The following is a 15,502-nucleotide window of genomic DNA, read 5'->3' on the forward strand; positions in this document are numbered from 1 at the left end:
ACATTATTTAAAATTTTCAGTATTTTTGTTGATTTTTAGACAAATTTTTAATGACAAAATTCGATTCACATCGCATATATTATAAAGTACGATATTAATAGATTCACAAACCCTCAAGGTGGTGAGCAATAAATTGATTCATATAAAAATATATAATGCCAGAAACTTAAAAACAGCGAAAGGCACTTTAATTATTGAAGGTCCTGTCTCTACACATAATCTTGAAATGTATGAATTTCATCCAGACTTAATTGCGTTTCGTCCTGCCGAGCAGCAATATAAAGCAATTGTCGAAATTTCTAAATTACCAGAAGCTCGTCTCATTATTGCTAGACATGACCAAACGATCGTTGGATATGTTACATACTTATATCCTGATCCGCTCGAGCGATGGTCAGAAGGAAAGATTGAAAACTTAATTGAACTCGGGGCGATTGAAGTTGTCCCAGCCTTTCGCGGTTGCTCTGTCGGAAAAAATTTATTAGAAGTTTCAATGATGGACAATCATATGGAAGATTACATTATATTAACGACTGAATATTATTGGCACTGGGATTTAAAACAAACAGGCTTAAATGTTTGGGAATACCGAAAAGTAATGGAAAAAATGATGAATGCTGGTGGTTTACAATGGATGGCTACAGATGATCCTGAAATTTGTTCACATCCTGCCAACTGTTTAATGGTCCGCATCGGTAAACGTGTTGATACGGATTCCATTCAAGCATTCGATCGTCTACGTTTTCACAATCGTTTTATGTATTAATAAAGGGGGCAACTGGAATGATTGTAGAAGAAATTATGAATCAAAATGTAGTAACATTGCATCCAGATGACACAATCGAAACAGCAATCCGAACGATACGTACGAAAGGTATTCGGCACATTCCAATTGTCGATCAAAATAATCACGTAGTAGGCATTATTTCTGATCGAGATGTAAGAGATGCAAGTCCATCAATTCTTGATGAACAAGTTTCACTCGATATGCTACAGCAACCGCTCGAACTTATTATGAAACACCCTGTCATGACTTGCCATCCTCTTGATTTCGTTGAGGAAATTGCTACTTTATTTTTTGAAAATAAAATTGGCTGCCTCCCTGTCACAAAGGCTGGAAAGTTAGTAGGAATTATTTCCGAATCTACAGTGCTACACACATTAGTGAAATTAACAGGAGCACATCAGCCTAGTTCACAAATTGAAATTCAAGTGAAAAATGAACCTGGTATTCTCGGAAAAGTAGTTGCTATTTTTAGCAATTTACAAATTAATATTGTGAGCGTTCTCGTCTATCCAGCAAAAGATGAGAATGATAAAGTACTCGTTTTCCGCATTCAAACGATGAATCCTCTAAAAGTGATTGATGCACTCGAAGCAGAGGGCTACCGCGTATTATGGCCAAACATAATGGGGATGCAAGCATGAGCAGCGCCTTCATTTATTCGGATGACTTTCGGGGCTATTCTTTTAGCCCTGATCATCCTTTTAACCAACTGCGCGTCACACTCACGTATGATTTATTACAAAAGAGCGGTTTTATCTCTCCCTCTCAAGTCATCGCGCCACGGATGGCTACAGATGAAGAGATTGCCTACGTTCATACAGAGGAGTACATAAATGCGGTAAAACGTGCTGGAGAAGGTAAGTTAGAAAAATCAATTGCGATGACATACGGACTCGGAACAGAAGATACACCGATGTTTCCCAATATGCACGAAGCAAGTGCATTACTCGTTGGCGGAACATTAACAGCTGTCGATGCTGTTATTTCCGGAAAAGTAAAGCACGCCCTCAATTTAGGCGGCGGCTTACATCATGGCTTCCGTGGTAAAGCATCTGGCTTTTGTATTTATAACGATAGCTCTATCGCAATGAAATATATTCAGAAGAAATACGGTTTACGCGTTTTATATATTGATACAGATGCTCATCACGGTGACGGGGTACAATGGTCTTTTTACGACGATCCTAACGTATGCACCATTTCATTACACGAAACTGGGCGTTATTTATTTCCTGGAACTGGCGCAGTAAATGAACGTGGACAAGGAAATGGATATAATTATTCTTTTAACGTTCCACTCGACGCTTTTACAGAAGACGAATCGTTTTTAGATTCATATCGAACAGTTGTAAAAGAAGTGGCAGCATACTTTAAACCGGATATTATTTTAACGCAAAATGGTGCTGATGCACATTATTACGATCCACTTACACACCTTTGCGCAACGATGAACATTTACCGTGAAATACCGAAGCTCGCTCGTGAAATCGCTAATGAATATTGCGACGGTCGCTGGATTGCTGTCGGCGGTGGTGGCTATGATCACTGGCGCGTCGTACCAAGAGCTTGGGCACTCATTTGGCTCGAAATGAACAACATCCAAAACATCTCAGGTTATCTCCCTCCAGAATGGATTGACGCTTGGAAAGGACAAGCAGAAACCGACCTTCCCCTTACATGGGAAGATCCAGACAACATGTATCAACCTATCCCTAGAAAACCAGAAATCGAAGAAAAAAATGCATTAACTGTAGCGAAATCTCTTGAAATTATTCGGAATAATATGACAAAATCTTTGTACTAAACGAAAAGGAGGCTCGTTTTTAAATAGCCTCCTTTTATTTATTGTCGGTTTCTGTCGGTAAGTCGATATATTTTAAAAAGCGCTGATATATTTTTATGTACTAATGGACTGGCCCAACTCTTATAAAAAAAGGTAGTGACACTATGTGGAAACAACAAATAATCAATACAAAGCGCGGCACATTCGAAATTTTCACTAAAGGCAATGGCGAACCGCTTTGTATTACACATCACTATTCACAATTTAATGAAACTGGCGATTACTTTGCGGATGTTTTCACTTCTACGCATCGTGTATTCCTCATTAATTTACGTGATGCTGGTAATTCTGAAAAAGCCAATTCTGAAAAAGAATTAACCATGATTGAAACAATCCACGACTTAGAAGCGATACGAGAAGCTTTACAACTTCCAACATGGCATTTCGCTGGCCATTCAACAGGTGGTATGCTTGGTCTTTTATATGCCATTGCATATCCAAATGCCTTACAATCATTAGTCGTGGCTGGAGCTGCAGCAAGCGACTATACGAAAACACCATTTTGTATTTATCATCCAAAACATCCACAGTTTCATTATATGCAAGAACTCATCGAAAACTTGAAAAGCCCTCATCTTACAAATGCAGAACGAAAAGAATTATCTACTAAGAGAACCCAATTATCATTGTTTAAACCTGAAAACTACAACTCTTATTTTTGTAAACCAATCCAAAAAACAATGTCCGCTAGCCGGATGAATGCTTTCTCTTGTGAATATCCGTTATTTGATTTAAGAAAGTACTTACCTTCTATCCACACAAAGACGCTTATTATTTACGGAAGACATGATGTGCAGTGCCCGATTCAATATTCTATCGAGATGCATAAGGGTATACGTAATTCTATCTTCATTCCATTTGAGGAGAGTAACCATTACCCTTTTTTAGAAGAAGCTGCTCAGTTTACTTCTACTACTCAAATATTTTATAAATCGTTACACTAGTACCGCTATTATTAAGGAAAGCTCACAGTCTCTATAAGACTATGAGCTTTTTTCAAAAGAAATATTTCACACTAAAAACAAATAAAAGAACGCAAGAAATAACAACTAAACCCACATCAAGTAATACTGCCTTTTTATCTCCTTCTTTTATACTCATCATAAAATTAGAAATTATTTTAATTCCAAAAAAGACCATCATAAATAACCCACCGAAATGATCATTTGTAGAATCTTCATCATAAAACATTTGTATTGCACCGATAATTAATAAAATAAGTACGATATTAGTTCCAATCTTTACAGCCTTGTTTAATTTATTATCCTTTAATTCAGCCCCCAAAATCTAGCACTCCCTCTCAAACTATCGTGCGTGTTGGCACAGATCTTTTATTCCCTTTTAAATTTTAACATAAATTACCTTATATATCCTTTTCCTTACAGTCATAGGCATTCCGACAATAATGATACTCCCTTCATTACAACATGCTCGCGCTCATAACTTTGCAGAAATAGAAAAGATTTTGTTAGAAGGACGTAAGTAAAAAGCTAATTTTTGCCTTCCCCCCCCACCCTATGCTACATTTAACCCGTTACATCAATATTAATAGGGTGGGAATAAACATGAACAAACCTAAAATTGGGATGATTGGACTTGGAAGTATCGCACAAAAAGCCTATCTTCCAACACTTACAAAAGAAACAGATTGGAATTTTGTAGGGGCCTTTACACCTAACCCCGAGAAAAGAAAACAAATTTGCCAACAATATCGTATTCAAGACTTTCATTCTATGGAAACACTAGCTTCTGAATGTGATGCCATCTTCGTTCATAGTTCAACTGCTACACATTATGAAATCGTTTCTGAACTTCTGAAAAAAGGAATCGACGTTTATGTTGATAAGCCGCTAGCAGCTACAGTAGAGCAAGCTGAGAAACTAGTCGAGTTGAGCGAGAAGTATAACCGAAAGTTAATGGTAGGATTTAATCGCCGATTCGTTCCTATGTACGTTGCTGCCAAAGAGCAAGCTAATGATATTTCATGGATTCGAATTGAAAAGCACCGCACAAATAAAGTGGGGCCATATACGTATGACTTTACTATGTTAGATGATTACTTACATATTGTAGATACTGCTCGCTGGTTAGCTAACGATGACCTTAACATCGTTCATAATATGATGCAAATCAATGAAAAGAACGAACTTCTTTACGGACATCATACATATACAACTGCAAATGGACTTTTACTTTCTACGGCGATGCACCGCCATGCAGGTACAAATTTAGAACAAATTGAACTTGTAACGGCAGGTAAAATCATTCGCGTAAAAAATATGAACACATTTGAAATTGAGCAAGAAAACTCCGTTTCACAAAGTGGTTCACCATCATGGGAGACAACGTTAAAGCAGCGCGGATTTGAAGATGCTGTTCATCATTTTATCCAATGTGTACAAGGTGATACACAGCCTATTGTAGATGGATTAGAAGGATTAAAATCTCAACAAATGCTCCAATCTCTACTGCAAGCTGTAAGCAAAAATTAAAACGGATACATTTTTCAGAATTTACTTTCATTCCCATTTCCTCTTTATTTCTATCACAAATTTCTATAGAATATGTTGATAGGAATTATAAATTTCATATTGAATCGTGGAAAGGATGGGATTAACACATGTGGAACGAGTTTAAAAAATTCGCATTCAAAGGGAATGTAATCGATTTAGCTGTCGGGGTTGTAATCGGTGCTGCATTCGGTAAAATCGTTAGTTCTTTAGTAAAAGATATCATCACACCATTACTTGGTATGGTACTGGGCGGCGTTAACTTTACAGATTTAAAACTTACATTCGGTAAATCATCTATTATGTATGGTAACTTCATCCAAACTATTTTTGATTTCTTAATTATTGCAGCTGCTATCTTTATGTTTGTTAAAGTTTTCAACAAACTAACATCTAAAAGAGAAGAAGAAGAAAAGAAAGAAGAACTTCCAGAACCAACAAAAGAAGAAGAAATTCTTGGCGAAATTCGCGACTTACTAAAACAACAAAACTCTTCTAAAGATAGAGCATAATTGAACGGATAAAAAGGCATGCACCCTCGGGACATGCCTTTTCTATATGCTATAACGTTTCTGAATTCATATGAATAAATAAAATAATACCAGCAACCATAAGTACCATAATACTACCTGCAAATAGTGTAATACCCATAAACATTAAACTTGTGCTCATGTCCACTGATACACTTTCAATAAAAATAGAAATTACATACGTGATAAGGGCGATTCCTGCAAGAATACTTCCTGGAACAAATCGCTTTAAGCCATTTTGTTTTAACGTCATATATGCAAAAATAGCGGTCATGCAAAGCGTAATTATCCAAAGAACGATCATCTCTTCTCCCCCCTCACAAGCCTTTTCTTTCTATTATACATGACATTGCCCTATAATAGTTAAATTTGCACTTGTGTGACATATAACAAGGAATAATCCAAACTGTAGCGAATGTCTTATGAAGAATCCAAAATACATTATCATTATCAAAGTAACGTATTTACAATACCCGCTTCACTTATCGCGAGTATTGTTTATAAAATAAAACATTCAGCATAAGGAGACTGATCTCATGTGTATGCTGTAAAATTATTATTTGAATCTGTCCATTCAGGTAAACCTAATCCTAGTAAAATTGATGAACATTATGAAGAGAATCACGATACACTTTTTGAAGAAAGTATCATTCTCGTTAAGGCGAACAGTTTAGAGGAAGCTCATGAGCTAGGTGAAAAGATAGCTCTACAGTCTGAAGATACGTACGATAATATGTACGGTGAGCAAGTAACATGGACGTTTAGAAAAGTGTTGCATGTTTTCGAATTAGATGACACACCATTTGAGACAGGAAAAGAATTATATGCACGCTTTTTACATGTTAAGAAAACTGAAAGTGTAGATACAGTAGTTAAACACCATTATCCTGAATATGAATAAAAGCTCACAGCTATCGCTGTGAGCTCTCTTATTCTTACTTCGTTGAATCTCTAAATTGGATACGGTGAGGTAAGATAACTGAGTGATCTTCTACTTTTTCTTTGTTCATATATTTCGTTAGTAAACGCATTGCTACTGCACCAATATCATACATTGGTTGTACAACTGTCGAAAGTTGCGGACGAACCATTAATGCAAGACGTGTGTTGTCAAAACCAAGCACTTCGATATCCGTTGGTACGTTTAATCCAGCGTCTTGTGCTGCGTGGATTACACCTAGTGCCATTTCATCAGAAGATACGAAGATTGCTGTTGGTTTTTCATCCATGCCCCAAAGTCTTTCAAACGCTTCTATACCTGAATCATATGTGTAATCTCCATCAATTATAAGATTTTCATCATATGAAATACCTGCTTCTTCTAAAGCTTTTTTATAACCTTGTAACTTCTTCGCGCTTCCTGCTTTATTAATGAAAGGACCAGAGACGAAACCGATACGTTTATGTCCTTGCTCAATAAAATGCTTCATTGCATCGTAAGCTGCTTGTGTATAATCAATATTTACTGATGACGTTTCATTTTGTTCATCAAATGACGCTGCTAATACAATTGGTACTGGAGATTTTTTGAACTCTTCAACGTGAATATCTGTAATGTCTTCACCCATGAAAACAATCCCGTCCACTTGTTTCCCAAGCATCGTATTTAATAAGTGGAACTCTTTCTCTTTGTTCTGGTCAGAGTTACTTAAAATGATGTTATATTTGTACATTGTTGCGATATCTTCAATTCCACGAGCAAGTTCTGCATAAAACGTATTTGAGATATCAGGAATAATAACACCCACTGTAGTTGTCTTCTTACTTGCTAGTCCACGTGCTACCGCATTCGGGCGGTATCCTAAACGATCAATTGCTTCTAATACTTTCTTTCTTGTTGTAGGCTTTACATTTGGGTTACCATTCACAACGCGTGATACGGTAGCCATTGAAACATTTGCTTCACGCGCTACATCATAGATTGTTACGTTCATCTCTTCGCACACTCCTTCTATTTATGTTATCTATTTTTATGTATCGGTTCACTTGAATGAAAAAAAGACATCAACTCTATTTGCAGATGCCAACAATCGTCCCGAGTTCTTCCTTTTACTAATGATACGCTAAAAACACAGGGTCATACAATATTTTCCCGCAAAAGTTTCGAAAAAATTCGCTTCTTTTCTCGTATTTTCGTATTTTTTATGCAAAAAAGGTCAATTTTTGTAAAAAAGCTATGTAACAAGGGCTACATAGACTAAGAAATCTTTTTATAATTTACTTCCGAATGCTTTTAATTCTTTCATAAACTCATTGAATTCTGGAATGTCCATTTGCTGCGCTGCATTTGATAATGCAACTGCTGGGTCTGGATGTACTTCAGCCATAATAGCAAAAGCACCAATTGCCATAGCCGCTTTTGCAAACGGTAAGAGAAGGTCACGTCGCCCTGTAGAATGCGTTACATCGACAACAACAGGTAAATGTGTTTCTTTCTTTTAAATTGGCACAGCGGAAATATCAAGCGTATTACGCGTTGCTGTTTCATATGTGCGAATACCACGCTTTAATAATATTGGTTTATTTACAGCACCAGCTGCCTTTAACAGTTCAAATTTTTGCATATTGCGAGCGCCAATTTGAATAACATCAACATAATCTGACACTTTAAAGAAGGCACTGAAAGAGTCTATTTCATAAGAAAAAAGAGGTCATTCCCTACTATGTACAGGTAATGACCTCCTTTCTTCTTTCAACATCTTTAGGAAATTCGAAATGTTTTTCTCGAAGTATTCACTTTTTCAGTAGCCTCAGCTTAAAAACTGTCTTTTTTTATTATAGGAAAGAAACAAACGGTTTATCGCTGTTCTTCTCTTTTATAATAACAGCCTCGATTTTATTCTCGGACTTTATTTGTAATTGAACTTTAGCATCTTTAGGAAATTGTTCTAACATACTTTGAGCAGCCGTTTGAGAGAGTGCCATTAATTCTGACTTACCGTTATATTTAACGACAATATCCATCTTTAATTTATCCATCTTATTTTGCTTATAAGAAATCTTAGCATTAACAGGGATATAATCTCCTGGAGAAAATGCCTTCATTGCTTCAGAAAATTTCTTTAGCTTATCATTATCTTCTCCATGTGCCCCCCCAAATTCTTGAGAAGGATACGAATACGACTTTTCATCAATAGTATCCCAATTTCCAAGATTAGTCTCGTTCTTTTGAACAGTAGCGCTTGAAATATAAGTACCATTCTTTAAAGAACTTGTACTTTCTTGCTTGAATATAGCAAATGTAATTGGAGATTTGTTATATTTATCATTTTTATTAATAGCTTCTATAAGCCCCTTAGCGACTTCAGTACCTTTAGAAATAGCTTCCTCATTAGATACACTTGAAGACATAGATAAACCAATAACAACACCAGATAAGCTTAGTTCATTTGAATTTTGTTTGCCGAAGTAGTCCTGTTCTATAATATTAGTCAAAACTGGTACTTCTTGTTTCGTAACTAATTCATCAATTGTTTTCTCAGGAATATATTGATTTAATTGTAATACGTAATTTTCTGTATCGAATTGTTTTGAAGCAATATCCATTAAACCATTTTCATATTCTGCTAAATCTAGTTTAGAATTAGTTTTAACATTAACTGTATTAATTACCTTTTGTTCTTTTAAAGGAATAACAGTTCTATAGTAATCCTTAGAAACAGCAGTTCTTGGAATCATACTTTTTTCTTTCGTATCTTTCTGTACAACTTCATCCTTCTTCTCAATAGTATTATTGCTGCAAGCCCCCAGTAATAAACTTAAGCTTGCGATGCATAATGCCATTTTCTTCATTGCTTAAAACCCACTTTCAAAAGTCAATTTACTTAGTTTTAAAGTATCTCTAGTGTACCACTAAATATATTGCAACAAAATAAAAAAGAAGCAAGCCCTTCGCTTGCCTCTCCCTATTTTACATTCTCTTCTAAAGCTTCTTTTTTAATATTCCAGTGCGATGTATGCCATACTACCATTCCATCTTTTATGTATAACACTTGCGGAGATTCATGCTTAATGCTGTACTGCTCTGCAACATGGTTCGAAACATCTCTCGCCTCTTGTACGTATAAGTAATATGCTGGCACTTCTCTTTCTTCACCGCAATACGCTTGAAACTCAGTATATGCACCGTGACTAATTGGGCATGTCGTACTATGCTTAAAAAGAACGTAAGGCTCGTTCTTTTCTACTAACGCTTCAAGTTCTTCAGTCGTTTCAATCTTCATCATACTCATCGTTACTCACCTCTCATGCGAAGTCTAGAGCGCTTCTCTCTCTTTTCAGCCTTCTGCTCAGCTCTCTCAAGTTTACGCTCTTCTTTTTCAACCCTTTTCTCTTGTCTCGTAGTACGGTAATGGTTGTATACTTCAATTGCTGCGCTGCTCCACTGTACAACTTGTGCTACTTTATCTGCATTATTTTCAATTTCGTCCGTAACAGACTCTGAAACGTTGCGAAGCTTCGTATTTAAAGAGTGGATCGTCGTTCCGATTCCATCCACACCTTCTACTACTTTATTTAGCGACTGTGACTTCTGTTGAATATCATCAGCTAACGCATTTGTCTTATGTAATAATTGCTCCGTCTCTACGCTTATTCCTTGCATTTGCTTTTCTAAACCTTCTAACGTGCTCGCAACGTTTTCTAACGTCTTCTGAACCGATAACAACGTTCTGCATACATACACTACTAATACAGCGAAAGCAACCGCGATAATAGCCGCACTTACATATAGAAGAACTTGCATTTCATCACTTCCTTTATCTTTTTCATACTTTCTCCCATTATACAATCATTTTCCGTTTCATTCTAATCCCTATCTTTCCATTAGAATTTTCATACTTATTCGTTAACTTTAACATAAATGATTCAACAAATTCCACTAAGTAGGTTACAATAGGAGAGGATACATAATTAGTAGGGAGGCTTTACATATGAAAGATCCACGCATTGAAAAGTTAGCATACAATTTAATTAACTACTCTATTCGTTTACAAAAAGGCGAAAAAGTATTAATTGAAAACTTTGGCTTACAAAAAGAACTTGTAACTGCACTTGTAAAAGAAGCATATGCAGCTGGTGGTTTCCCATTCGTTTCTTTAAAAGATCATCAAGTAGATCGCTCTTTATTAATGGGTGCTACTGAAGAACATTTCGAACAAATCGCTGCATATGAAGCGAGCGTAATGAAAGATATGGATGCTTACATTGGCCTTCGCTCTGGTGATAACATTAACGAACAAGCTGACGTTCCAAGTGAACGTATGAAAGTTCACGGCCAAACAATTGGCAAAAAAGTTCATAGAGACATCCGTGTTCCGAAAACACGCTGGGTTGTTCTTCGCTACCCAAATGCTTCTATGGCGCAGCTTGCTAAAATGAGCACAGAAGCTTTCGAAGACTTCTACTTCGAAGTTTGTAACTTAGACTACGGTAAAATGGATAAGGCGATGGATAGCCTTGTTACATTAATGAATAAAACAGATAAGGTTCGCTTAACTGGCCCTGGAACTGACTTAACATTCTCTATTAAAGACATTCCAGCTATTAAATGCTCGGGTCATTTAAACATTCCAGATGGTGAAGTATACTCTGCACCAGTTCGCGATTCTGTTAACGGTACAGTTTCATACAATACACCATCTCCTTACAACGGTTATACATTTGAAAATGTACAACTTAAATTTGAGAACGGTCAAATCGTTGAAGCAACTGCAAATGATACAGAGCGCATTAACAAAATCTTCGATACAGACGAAGGCGCGCGTTTCGTTGGTGAGTTCGCAATCGGCGTAAACCCATACATCTTACATCCAATGGGAGACATCCTATTCGATGAAAAAATCGATGGCAGCTTCCACTTCACACCTGGACAAGCTTATGATGATGCATGGAACGGCAACAACTCTAACATTCACTGGGATTTAGTATGCATTCAGCGCCCTGAATACGGCGGCGGTGAAATTTACTTCGACGACGTATTAATCCGTAAAGACGGACGCTTCGTTGTAACTGAACTAGAAGCTTTAAACCCAGAGAACTTAAAATAATGAAAAACGCTCGGAATTTTCTCCGAGCGTCTTTTTATTAATATTGTAATAAATCTTTCGCCACATCTTCTGGCACTTTAAAACTCATTTTCTTATTTTTCATTTCAACTTCGACATAAGGGACATGTTTATATACTGTCATAGTACCAATTTCATGTAACTCTTTTTTATCTTTACCCGAATCCAATAATTTCGGTGTATCCTCTTGATACATTTTAAACGTTTTCCCTTGCGGAGTATCTAAAGGAGCCGATTCCATTTCCCACTCATCCATTTTGATTGATTCAAACAACTTTGTGATTTCTTTCTTATCGGTAATTGTTTTTTTATCACTCGAATCAATAAGCGATTCAATTTCAATTTTTTGTGCCTTTTCTAAACTAACATCAGACTTCTCTTTCTTCGCACTACATCCTATTAAAAGAATGGATGCAGTTAGCAGAAACAAAAACAACATATAGATCTTTTTCATTTCTAATCCCCCTACTTTATATGGAGCTATTTTTCTCGCTTTTTGTTTGCTGAAAATGAAAATAAAATAAAAGTGTCACTGCGATAGTACCTATTAATATTGGGACATATAAGGGCAGATCCCATTTCATATATACTCTAGTGCAACCAACAAGCACAAACAAAATTTCCAAACAAAATAAAGTGAAACTTTAATCAGTGGGGGTTTTGTTCATCCCCCACTGATTATTAGCCCTCACCAATCGGGCTTTTACGGGCAGCCCGACTCCCACCTAACTTCTTTGCTCCTGCCGAATTTTGAGGTGGGAGTCTTACTGCCCGTTAATGCGGGGTAAAAGTTTTACATACTTCATCTCTTACCTACCATTTCTATTTTTACATGTGGATTCTCTTTCTCAACAAGTGACAAAAAACTTGTCATATCTTGCGGCATCGCAATCATATGTACTTTATATGCATTCGTCGTAATTTCAAGTGATTTCCCAACTTGACGAACAACTCTTATATCTTTTAATACAACATCGTCATTTAAAATACCATATTTTAACACGCCATTTTCCACTTTATGTTTTTTAATAAATATTTCCCAAACGATTGGTACATTTACAATGAAGCATAAACCCATTCCAATCAACGCTGACATCCACTGCTCTTTATTTGTGAAAAGCATGACAATTGGATACACAAACATAAAAGCTAATGTGAGACTAACGAAAATTACCGCTGACTTACTTCTTTGAATTGGAAAATCCATACACGCACCCCCTAACTAAATTATACCATTTTTTCCATTTTAGTTCATAAAAAAAGGCCATTTATGAATGACCTTTTTAAACAGTATACCTATAAAATTTCTTATCTACCTCTAGCACTGGAAAACTTTTTGGCAACTCTTCTATACTCACGCTTTGAAAACCATTCTTTTCGTAGAAACGGTGTGCTGCTAGAAATTTAACTGTTGTTCCTAAATAAATGTCTTCCAAGTTCGTTTCTTTCGCCCAAGAAATTGCCGTTTGAAGTAGCGTATGTGATGCGCCCCATTCTTTTCCGCGGAACTCTTTCTTCACGAACATTTTTCTTAGCGCTACTTGATGCTTCCCAATATCTAATAAAGCTATCGTTCCAACTACTTTCCCATCATAAGTTGCTACCCAAAAATTTCCGTTGTCCCTTTGATAGAACGTTTCTATTTCAAGTAAGTCCGGCTGCTCTTCTTTCGTAATAGGGACCTTGTACTCTTTCCGCTGAATATGAACGATAAGATCTACTACTTCCTCTTGAAACATACTTTCATACGGAATAATACAAATCTTCTCGTTCATCGAATTTTTTTCCATTCTGAAGCTAGTAAACTGTACACAGCGATATCCTGAAAATGATCGTATAACCATTCGTCATCTCTTAAAATACCATCTAATTTAAAACCTAAACGTTCTGGAATCGCACGGCTTTTCGCATTTTCAACACCGCAACGAATTTCAATTTTATTCAGCTTTAAATTATCAAATGCATAATGAAGCACAGCCTTCACACTTCGCGTCATAATACCTTTCGCGCCAGCATCTTCTGCAAGATAATATCCAAGACTCGTAGCTTTCTTACCCCAGCTCACCGGATGAATACCTACCATCCCAACGAGCTTTCCTTTATAGCGTATACCAGCCTCAAACCCATCTCCCTCTGCAAATTTCTTTAACCAAATCGGAAAAATCTCATTATACGCATCAGCTGATTTCGTTCCATCTACCCAAGGGAGCCATCTTCTTAAATGGTTACGGTTTTGATCTAATAATTGATATAATTCCTCTTTATGATGTTTTTCTAATAGTTGTAGTTCGATTTCGTCATCTACTCGGAGTGTGAACATGTTTTTTAGCCCCTTTTTATTTTTCTTATTATTCTAACACTTACAGATACAAAATGTTAAATATTCACACTTTTTTCGGTTTTAGTTGTATAAAACCAGAAGAATATAATACTCCCGTAACAACTAATATCATTCCTACAGATTGTGCGGGCGTTATATTTACTCCTTCAATAAAAGAAATAATCATTGTAACAACAGGCACTAAATTAAAAAATAAAGATGTCCTTGCTGCCCCAATTTGAGCAATTCCATTATTCCACCATAAGTAACCGAGCACACTCATTCCAATTGCCATAAAGAGAATCGCTCCCCAAGCTAACAAAGGAACTTCCAAAACTGGTACTATACTTTTTTGAGTGACAGATATCACAATAAAGGCAAGAGCACCAATCGTCATCGTATATGTCGTAGTTTGTATTGGGCTACCAGTTTTAATAAACCTTCTGCCTAGTACACCGTATAACGCCCAGCAAATATTCCCTAATAAAATATAAAAATCCCCTTTTGAAAATGATAAGCTTTGTAGTATTGTAGATGAACCTTGTGTAAGTACAAAAACAACACCAAGTAATGCAAGTAACATTCCAATACCTTGGCGCTTTATAATTTTTTCTCGTAAAATAACACTTGCTAATAGCATCGTAACGAGCGGATTCGTCGCCATAATAAGTGCACCATTAATAGCTTCTGTATGTTTCATACCTAAAAAGAAAAAGAAGTTAAAACCAAATACACCAACAATACCTAGCAAAAGGTAATAAGCCCTATTCTGCCTCCATACCTCCACCTCAAAATCTTTTCGTATTTTTAACAGACATAACATCACAAATGCAGCAATCCCAAAACGCCATGCCGCTATATGAATCGCTTCGAAATATTGCACCGCATATTTCGAAGCATTAAATGTTCCACCAGTGAAAATCGCAAAACCTAGTAACTGAGCGTATACTTTATTCTTCATTGTTGGCCTCCGAGTTTTTCTCTTCTAGAGAACCATAATAAATTTCTAACTTCTCCTCTGTTAACAAAACTACTTTTTGCAATTGCTCCTGCTGTTCCCTTAAACGATCTAAGTGTGTTGTTAAAATTGAAATCCTCTTTTTTATTTTCGCAGGTACTTCCTCTTCCCGCTGTCTAATCTCCTCTATAATACATCCGTCACTTGTAAACTCAGCCATCTCTTCTAAAGACATTCCTGTTTGCTTTAATGAATATAAAAATTTTAATAGGCGCACATCACCTTCTGTATACTGACGAATGCCACTATTCCGCGTTGGTGGTGGCAATAAACCTAGTTTCTCATAATAGCGCAAAGTATGAATACCCATCCCTGTTAATTCTGCGACTTCACCGATTTTATACATGTTTTCTCCCCCTTGTTTTTACATATTCATCTTACAACCTAGAGCTAACTCTAGGTCAATACATAAATAAAAATCGGACACAA

Annotated in this window: 20 protein-coding genes and 2 pseudogenes; 9 read left to right on the plus strand and 13 right to left on the minus strand. The window is 36.4% G+C overall.

Annotated features, from left to right (window positions below; translation table 11 throughout):
- The first annotated feature begins 133 nt into the window (after positions 1 to 133).
- The 4 genes from acuA (at position 134) to ABH955_RS23480 (ending at position 3,574) form a co-directional block, all read left to right on the plus strand.
- Positions 134 to 766: an acetoin utilization protein acetyltransferase AcuA gene (gene acuA / locus ABH955_RS23465; protein ID WP_404454278.1), complete on the plus strand. Its 633-nt coding sequence runs from the start codon at positions 134 to 136 to the stop codon at positions 764 to 766.
- Between the two features lie 17 nt (positions 767 to 783).
- Positions 784 to 1,428: an acetoin utilization AcuB family protein gene (locus ABH955_RS23470; protein ID WP_002160217.1), complete on the plus strand. Its 645-nt coding sequence runs from the start codon at positions 784 to 786 to the stop codon at positions 1,426 to 1,428.
- Positions 1,425 to 2,591, plus strand: coding sequence for an acetoin utilization protein AcuC (gene acuC / locus ABH955_RS23475; RefSeq protein WP_404443831.1), 1,167 nt, complete (start codon positions 1,425 to 1,427; stop codon positions 2,589 to 2,591). Before ABH955_RS23470 ends, acuC begins: the two co-directional genes overlap by 4 nt.
- Positions 2,592 to 2,734: 143 nt before the next feature.
- A complete protein-coding gene (locus tag ABH955_RS23480; RefSeq protein ID WP_404491732.1) occupies positions 2,735 to 3,574 on the plus strand; it encodes an alpha/beta fold hydrolase in 840 nt (279 codons plus the stop codon).
- 52 nt (positions 3,575 to 3,626) lie between these two features.
- On the opposite strand, the gene ABH955_RS23485 is transcribed toward ABH955_RS23480, so the two are convergent.
- Positions 3,627 to 3,914 carry a hypothetical protein gene (locus ABH955_RS23485; protein WP_404443672.1) on the minus strand — a complete coding sequence of 96 codons (288 nt, stop codon included), beginning with the start codon at positions 3,912 to 3,914 and terminating at the stop codon, positions 3,627 to 3,629.
- A gap of 281 nt (positions 3,915 to 4,195) precedes the next feature.
- On the opposite strand from ABH955_RS23485, the gene ABH955_RS23490 reads away from it, so the two are divergent.
- Entirely contained in the window at positions 4,196 to 5,122 is a 927-nt protein-coding gene (locus tag ABH955_RS23490) for a Gfo/Idh/MocA family protein (RefSeq protein ID WP_404443675.1), read from the plus strand.
- Positions 5,123 to 5,250: 128 nt separating this feature from the next.
- Positions 5,251 to 5,652, plus strand: coding sequence for a large-conductance mechanosensitive channel protein MscL (mscL, locus tag ABH955_RS23495; protein ID WP_002015591.1), 402 nt, complete (start codon positions 5,251 to 5,253; stop codon positions 5,650 to 5,652).
- Between the two features lie 49 nt (positions 5,653 to 5,701).
- Here the strand turns inward: mscL and ABH955_RS23500 are convergent, their stop codons facing one another.
- Positions 5,702 to 5,974, minus strand: a complete 273-nt coding sequence (locus ABH955_RS23500) for a DUF3917 domain-containing protein (RefSeq protein ID WP_000636592.1) — start codon at positions 5,972 to 5,974, stop codon at positions 5,702 to 5,704.
- A 111-nt stretch (positions 5,975 to 6,085) separates the two neighbouring features.
- Between ABH955_RS23500 and ABH955_RS23505 the strand changes: the two are divergent.
- A pseudogene (locus tag ABH955_RS23505) lies at positions 6,086 to 6,193 on the plus strand (DUF3949 domain-containing protein); the annotation flags it as partial.
- A 15-nt stretch (positions 6,194 to 6,208) separates the two neighbouring features.
- Positions 6,209 to 6,571 (plus strand): DUF4288 domain-containing protein, encoded by a 363-nt coding sequence (locus tag ABH955_RS23510; RefSeq protein WP_002184820.1) that lies wholly within the window; start codon positions 6,209 to 6,211, stop codon positions 6,569 to 6,571.
- A gap of 34 nt (positions 6,572 to 6,605) precedes the next feature.
- Here ABH955_RS23510 and ccpA read toward each other — a convergent pair whose 3' ends face one another.
- The 5 genes and pseudogenes from ccpA to ABH955_RS23535 form a co-directional block, all read right to left on the minus strand.
- Positions 6,606 to 7,604: a catabolite control protein A gene (gene ccpA, locus ABH955_RS23515; protein WP_002034370.1), complete on the minus strand. Its 999-nt coding sequence runs from the start codon at positions 7,602 to 7,604 to the stop codon at positions 6,606 to 6,608.
- Between the two features lie 276 nt (positions 7,605 to 7,880).
- Positions 7,881 to 8,279: pseudogene (locus ABH955_RS23520) on the minus strand (bifunctional 3-deoxy-7-phosphoheptulonate synthase/chorismate mutase); the annotation flags it as partial.
- 166 nt (positions 8,280 to 8,445) lie between these two features.
- Complete coding sequence (locus tag ABH955_RS23525) at positions 8,446 to 9,462, minus strand: CamS family sex pheromone protein (RefSeq protein WP_002015611.1); 1,017 nt, start codon at positions 9,460 to 9,462, stop codon at positions 8,446 to 8,448.
- Between the two features lie 113 nt (positions 9,463 to 9,575).
- Positions 9,576 to 9,902, minus strand: a complete 327-nt coding sequence (ytxJ, locus tag ABH955_RS23530) for a bacillithiol system redox-active protein YtxJ (RefSeq protein WP_404443681.1) — start codon at positions 9,900 to 9,902, stop codon at positions 9,576 to 9,578.
- 2 nt (positions 9,903 to 9,904) lie between these two features.
- Positions 9,905 to 10,414 carry a DUF948 domain-containing protein gene (locus ABH955_RS23535; protein ID WP_016095984.1) on the minus strand — a complete coding sequence of 170 codons (510 nt, stop codon included), beginning with the start codon at positions 10,412 to 10,414 and terminating at the stop codon, positions 9,905 to 9,907.
- 187 nt (positions 10,415 to 10,601) lie between these two features.
- Here ABH955_RS23535 and ABH955_RS23540 point away from each other — a divergent pair, with 187 nt between their 5' ends.
- The gene (locus tag ABH955_RS23540) at positions 10,602 to 11,717 is read left to right on the plus strand and encodes an aminopeptidase (RefSeq protein WP_002184819.1); all 1,116 of its coding nucleotides are present in this window, start codon (positions 10,602 to 10,604) and stop codon (positions 11,715 to 11,717) included.
- 37 nt (positions 11,718 to 11,754) lie between these two features.
- Here the strand turns inward: ABH955_RS23540 and ABH955_RS23545 are convergent, their stop codons facing one another.
- The 6 genes from ABH955_RS23545 to ABH955_RS23570 form a co-directional block, all read right to left on the minus strand.
- Complete coding sequence (locus tag ABH955_RS23545) at positions 11,755 to 12,189, minus strand: hypothetical protein (RefSeq protein ID WP_404491734.1); 435 nt, start codon at positions 12,187 to 12,189, stop codon at positions 11,755 to 11,757.
- 348 nt (positions 12,190 to 12,537) lie between these two features.
- Positions 12,538 to 12,942 (minus strand): PH domain-containing protein, encoded by a 405-nt coding sequence (locus tag ABH955_RS23550; RefSeq protein ID WP_078177727.1) that lies wholly within the window; start codon positions 12,940 to 12,942, stop codon positions 12,538 to 12,540.
- Positions 12,943 to 13,018: 76 nt separating this feature from the next.
- On the minus strand, positions 13,019 to 13,510 hold the full coding sequence (locus tag ABH955_RS23555; protein WP_404491736.1) for a GNAT family N-acetyltransferase: 492 nt from the start codon (positions 13,508 to 13,510) through the stop codon (positions 13,019 to 13,021).
- Positions 13,507 to 14,055, minus strand: coding sequence for a GNAT family N-acetyltransferase (locus ABH955_RS23560; protein WP_088004788.1), 549 nt, complete (start codon positions 14,053 to 14,055; stop codon positions 13,507 to 13,509). The genes ABH955_RS23555 and ABH955_RS23560 overlap by 4 nt, the downstream gene beginning before the upstream one ends.
- A 64-nt stretch (positions 14,056 to 14,119) precedes the next feature.
- Entirely contained in the window at positions 14,120 to 15,016 is an 897-nt protein-coding gene (locus ABH955_RS23565) for a DMT family transporter (RefSeq protein ID WP_404443688.1), read from the minus strand.
- Positions 15,006 to 15,419 (minus strand): MerR family transcriptional regulator, encoded by a 414-nt coding sequence (locus tag ABH955_RS23570; RefSeq protein ID WP_404491738.1) that lies wholly within the window; start codon positions 15,417 to 15,419, stop codon positions 15,006 to 15,008. Before ABH955_RS23570 ends, ABH955_RS23565 begins: the two co-directional genes overlap by 11 nt.
- Positions 15,420 to 15,502: the final 83 nt, after the last annotated feature.

It is taken from the genome of Bacillus sp. RC240 (assembly GCF_044907945.1).
In the GTDB taxonomy this organism is placed as follows: domain Bacteria; phylum Bacillota; class Bacilli; order Bacillales; family Bacillaceae_G; genus Bacillus_A; species Bacillus_A mycoides.

Coding starts and splice junctions, on each gene's coding strand:
- ABH955_RS23470 (WP_002160217.1), top strand. CDS start 784: ATGATTGTAGAAGAAATTATGAATCAAAATGTAGTAACATTGCATCCA.
- acuC (WP_404443831.1), top strand. CDS start 1,425: ATGAGCAGCGCCTTCATTTATTCGGATGACTTTCGGGGCTATTCTTTT.
- ABH955_RS23480 (WP_404491732.1), top strand. CDS start 2,735: ATGTGGAAACAACAAATAATCAATACAAAGCGCGGCACATTCGAAATT.
- ABH955_RS23490 (WP_404443675.1), top strand. CDS start 4,196: ATGAACAAACCTAAAATTGGGATGATTGGACTTGGAAGTATCGCACAA.
- mscL (WP_002015591.1), top strand. CDS start 5,251: ATGTGGAACGAGTTTAAAAAATTCGCATTCAAAGGGAATGTAATCGAT.
- ABH955_RS23500 (WP_000636592.1), bottom strand. CDS start 5,974: ATGATCGTTCTTTGGATAATTACGCTTTGCATGACCGCTATTTTTGCA.
- ccpA (WP_002034370.1), bottom strand. CDS start 7,604: ATGAACGTAACAATCTATGATGTAGCGCGTGAAGCAAATGTTTCAATG.
- ABH955_RS23525 (WP_002015611.1), bottom strand. CDS start 9,462: ATGAAGAAAATGGCATTATGCATCGCAAGCTTAAGTTTATTACTGGGG.
- ytxJ (WP_404443681.1), bottom strand. CDS start 9,902: ATGAGTATGATGAAGATTGAAACGACTGAAGAACTTGAAGCGTTAGTA.
- ABH955_RS23535 (WP_016095984.1), bottom strand. CDS start 10,414: ATGCAAGTTCTTCTATATGTAAGTGCGGCTATTATCGCGGTTGCTTTC.
- ABH955_RS23540 (WP_002184819.1), top strand. CDS start 10,602: ATGAAAGATCCACGCATTGAAAAGTTAGCATACAATTTAATTAACTAC.
- ABH955_RS23545 (WP_404491734.1), bottom strand. CDS start 12,189: ATGAAAAAGATCTATATGTTGTTTTTGTTTCTGCTAACTGCATCCATT.
- ABH955_RS23550 (WP_078177727.1), bottom strand. CDS start 12,942: ATGGATTTTCCAATTCAAAGAAGTAAGTCAGCGGTAATTTTCGTTAGT.
- ABH955_RS23555 (WP_404491736.1), bottom strand. CDS start 13,510: ATGAACGAGAAGATTTGTATTATTCCGTATGAAAGTATGTTTCAAGAG.
- ABH955_RS23560 (WP_088004788.1), bottom strand. CDS start 14,055: ATGTTCACACTCCGAGTAGATGACGAAATCGAACTACAACTATTAGAA.
- ABH955_RS23565 (WP_404443688.1), bottom strand. CDS start 15,016: ATGAAGAATAAAGTATACGCTCAGTTACTAGGTTTTGCGATTTTCACT.
- ABH955_RS23570 (WP_404491738.1), bottom strand. CDS start 15,419: ATGTATAAAATCGGTGAAGTCGCAGAATTAACAGGGATGGGTATTCAT.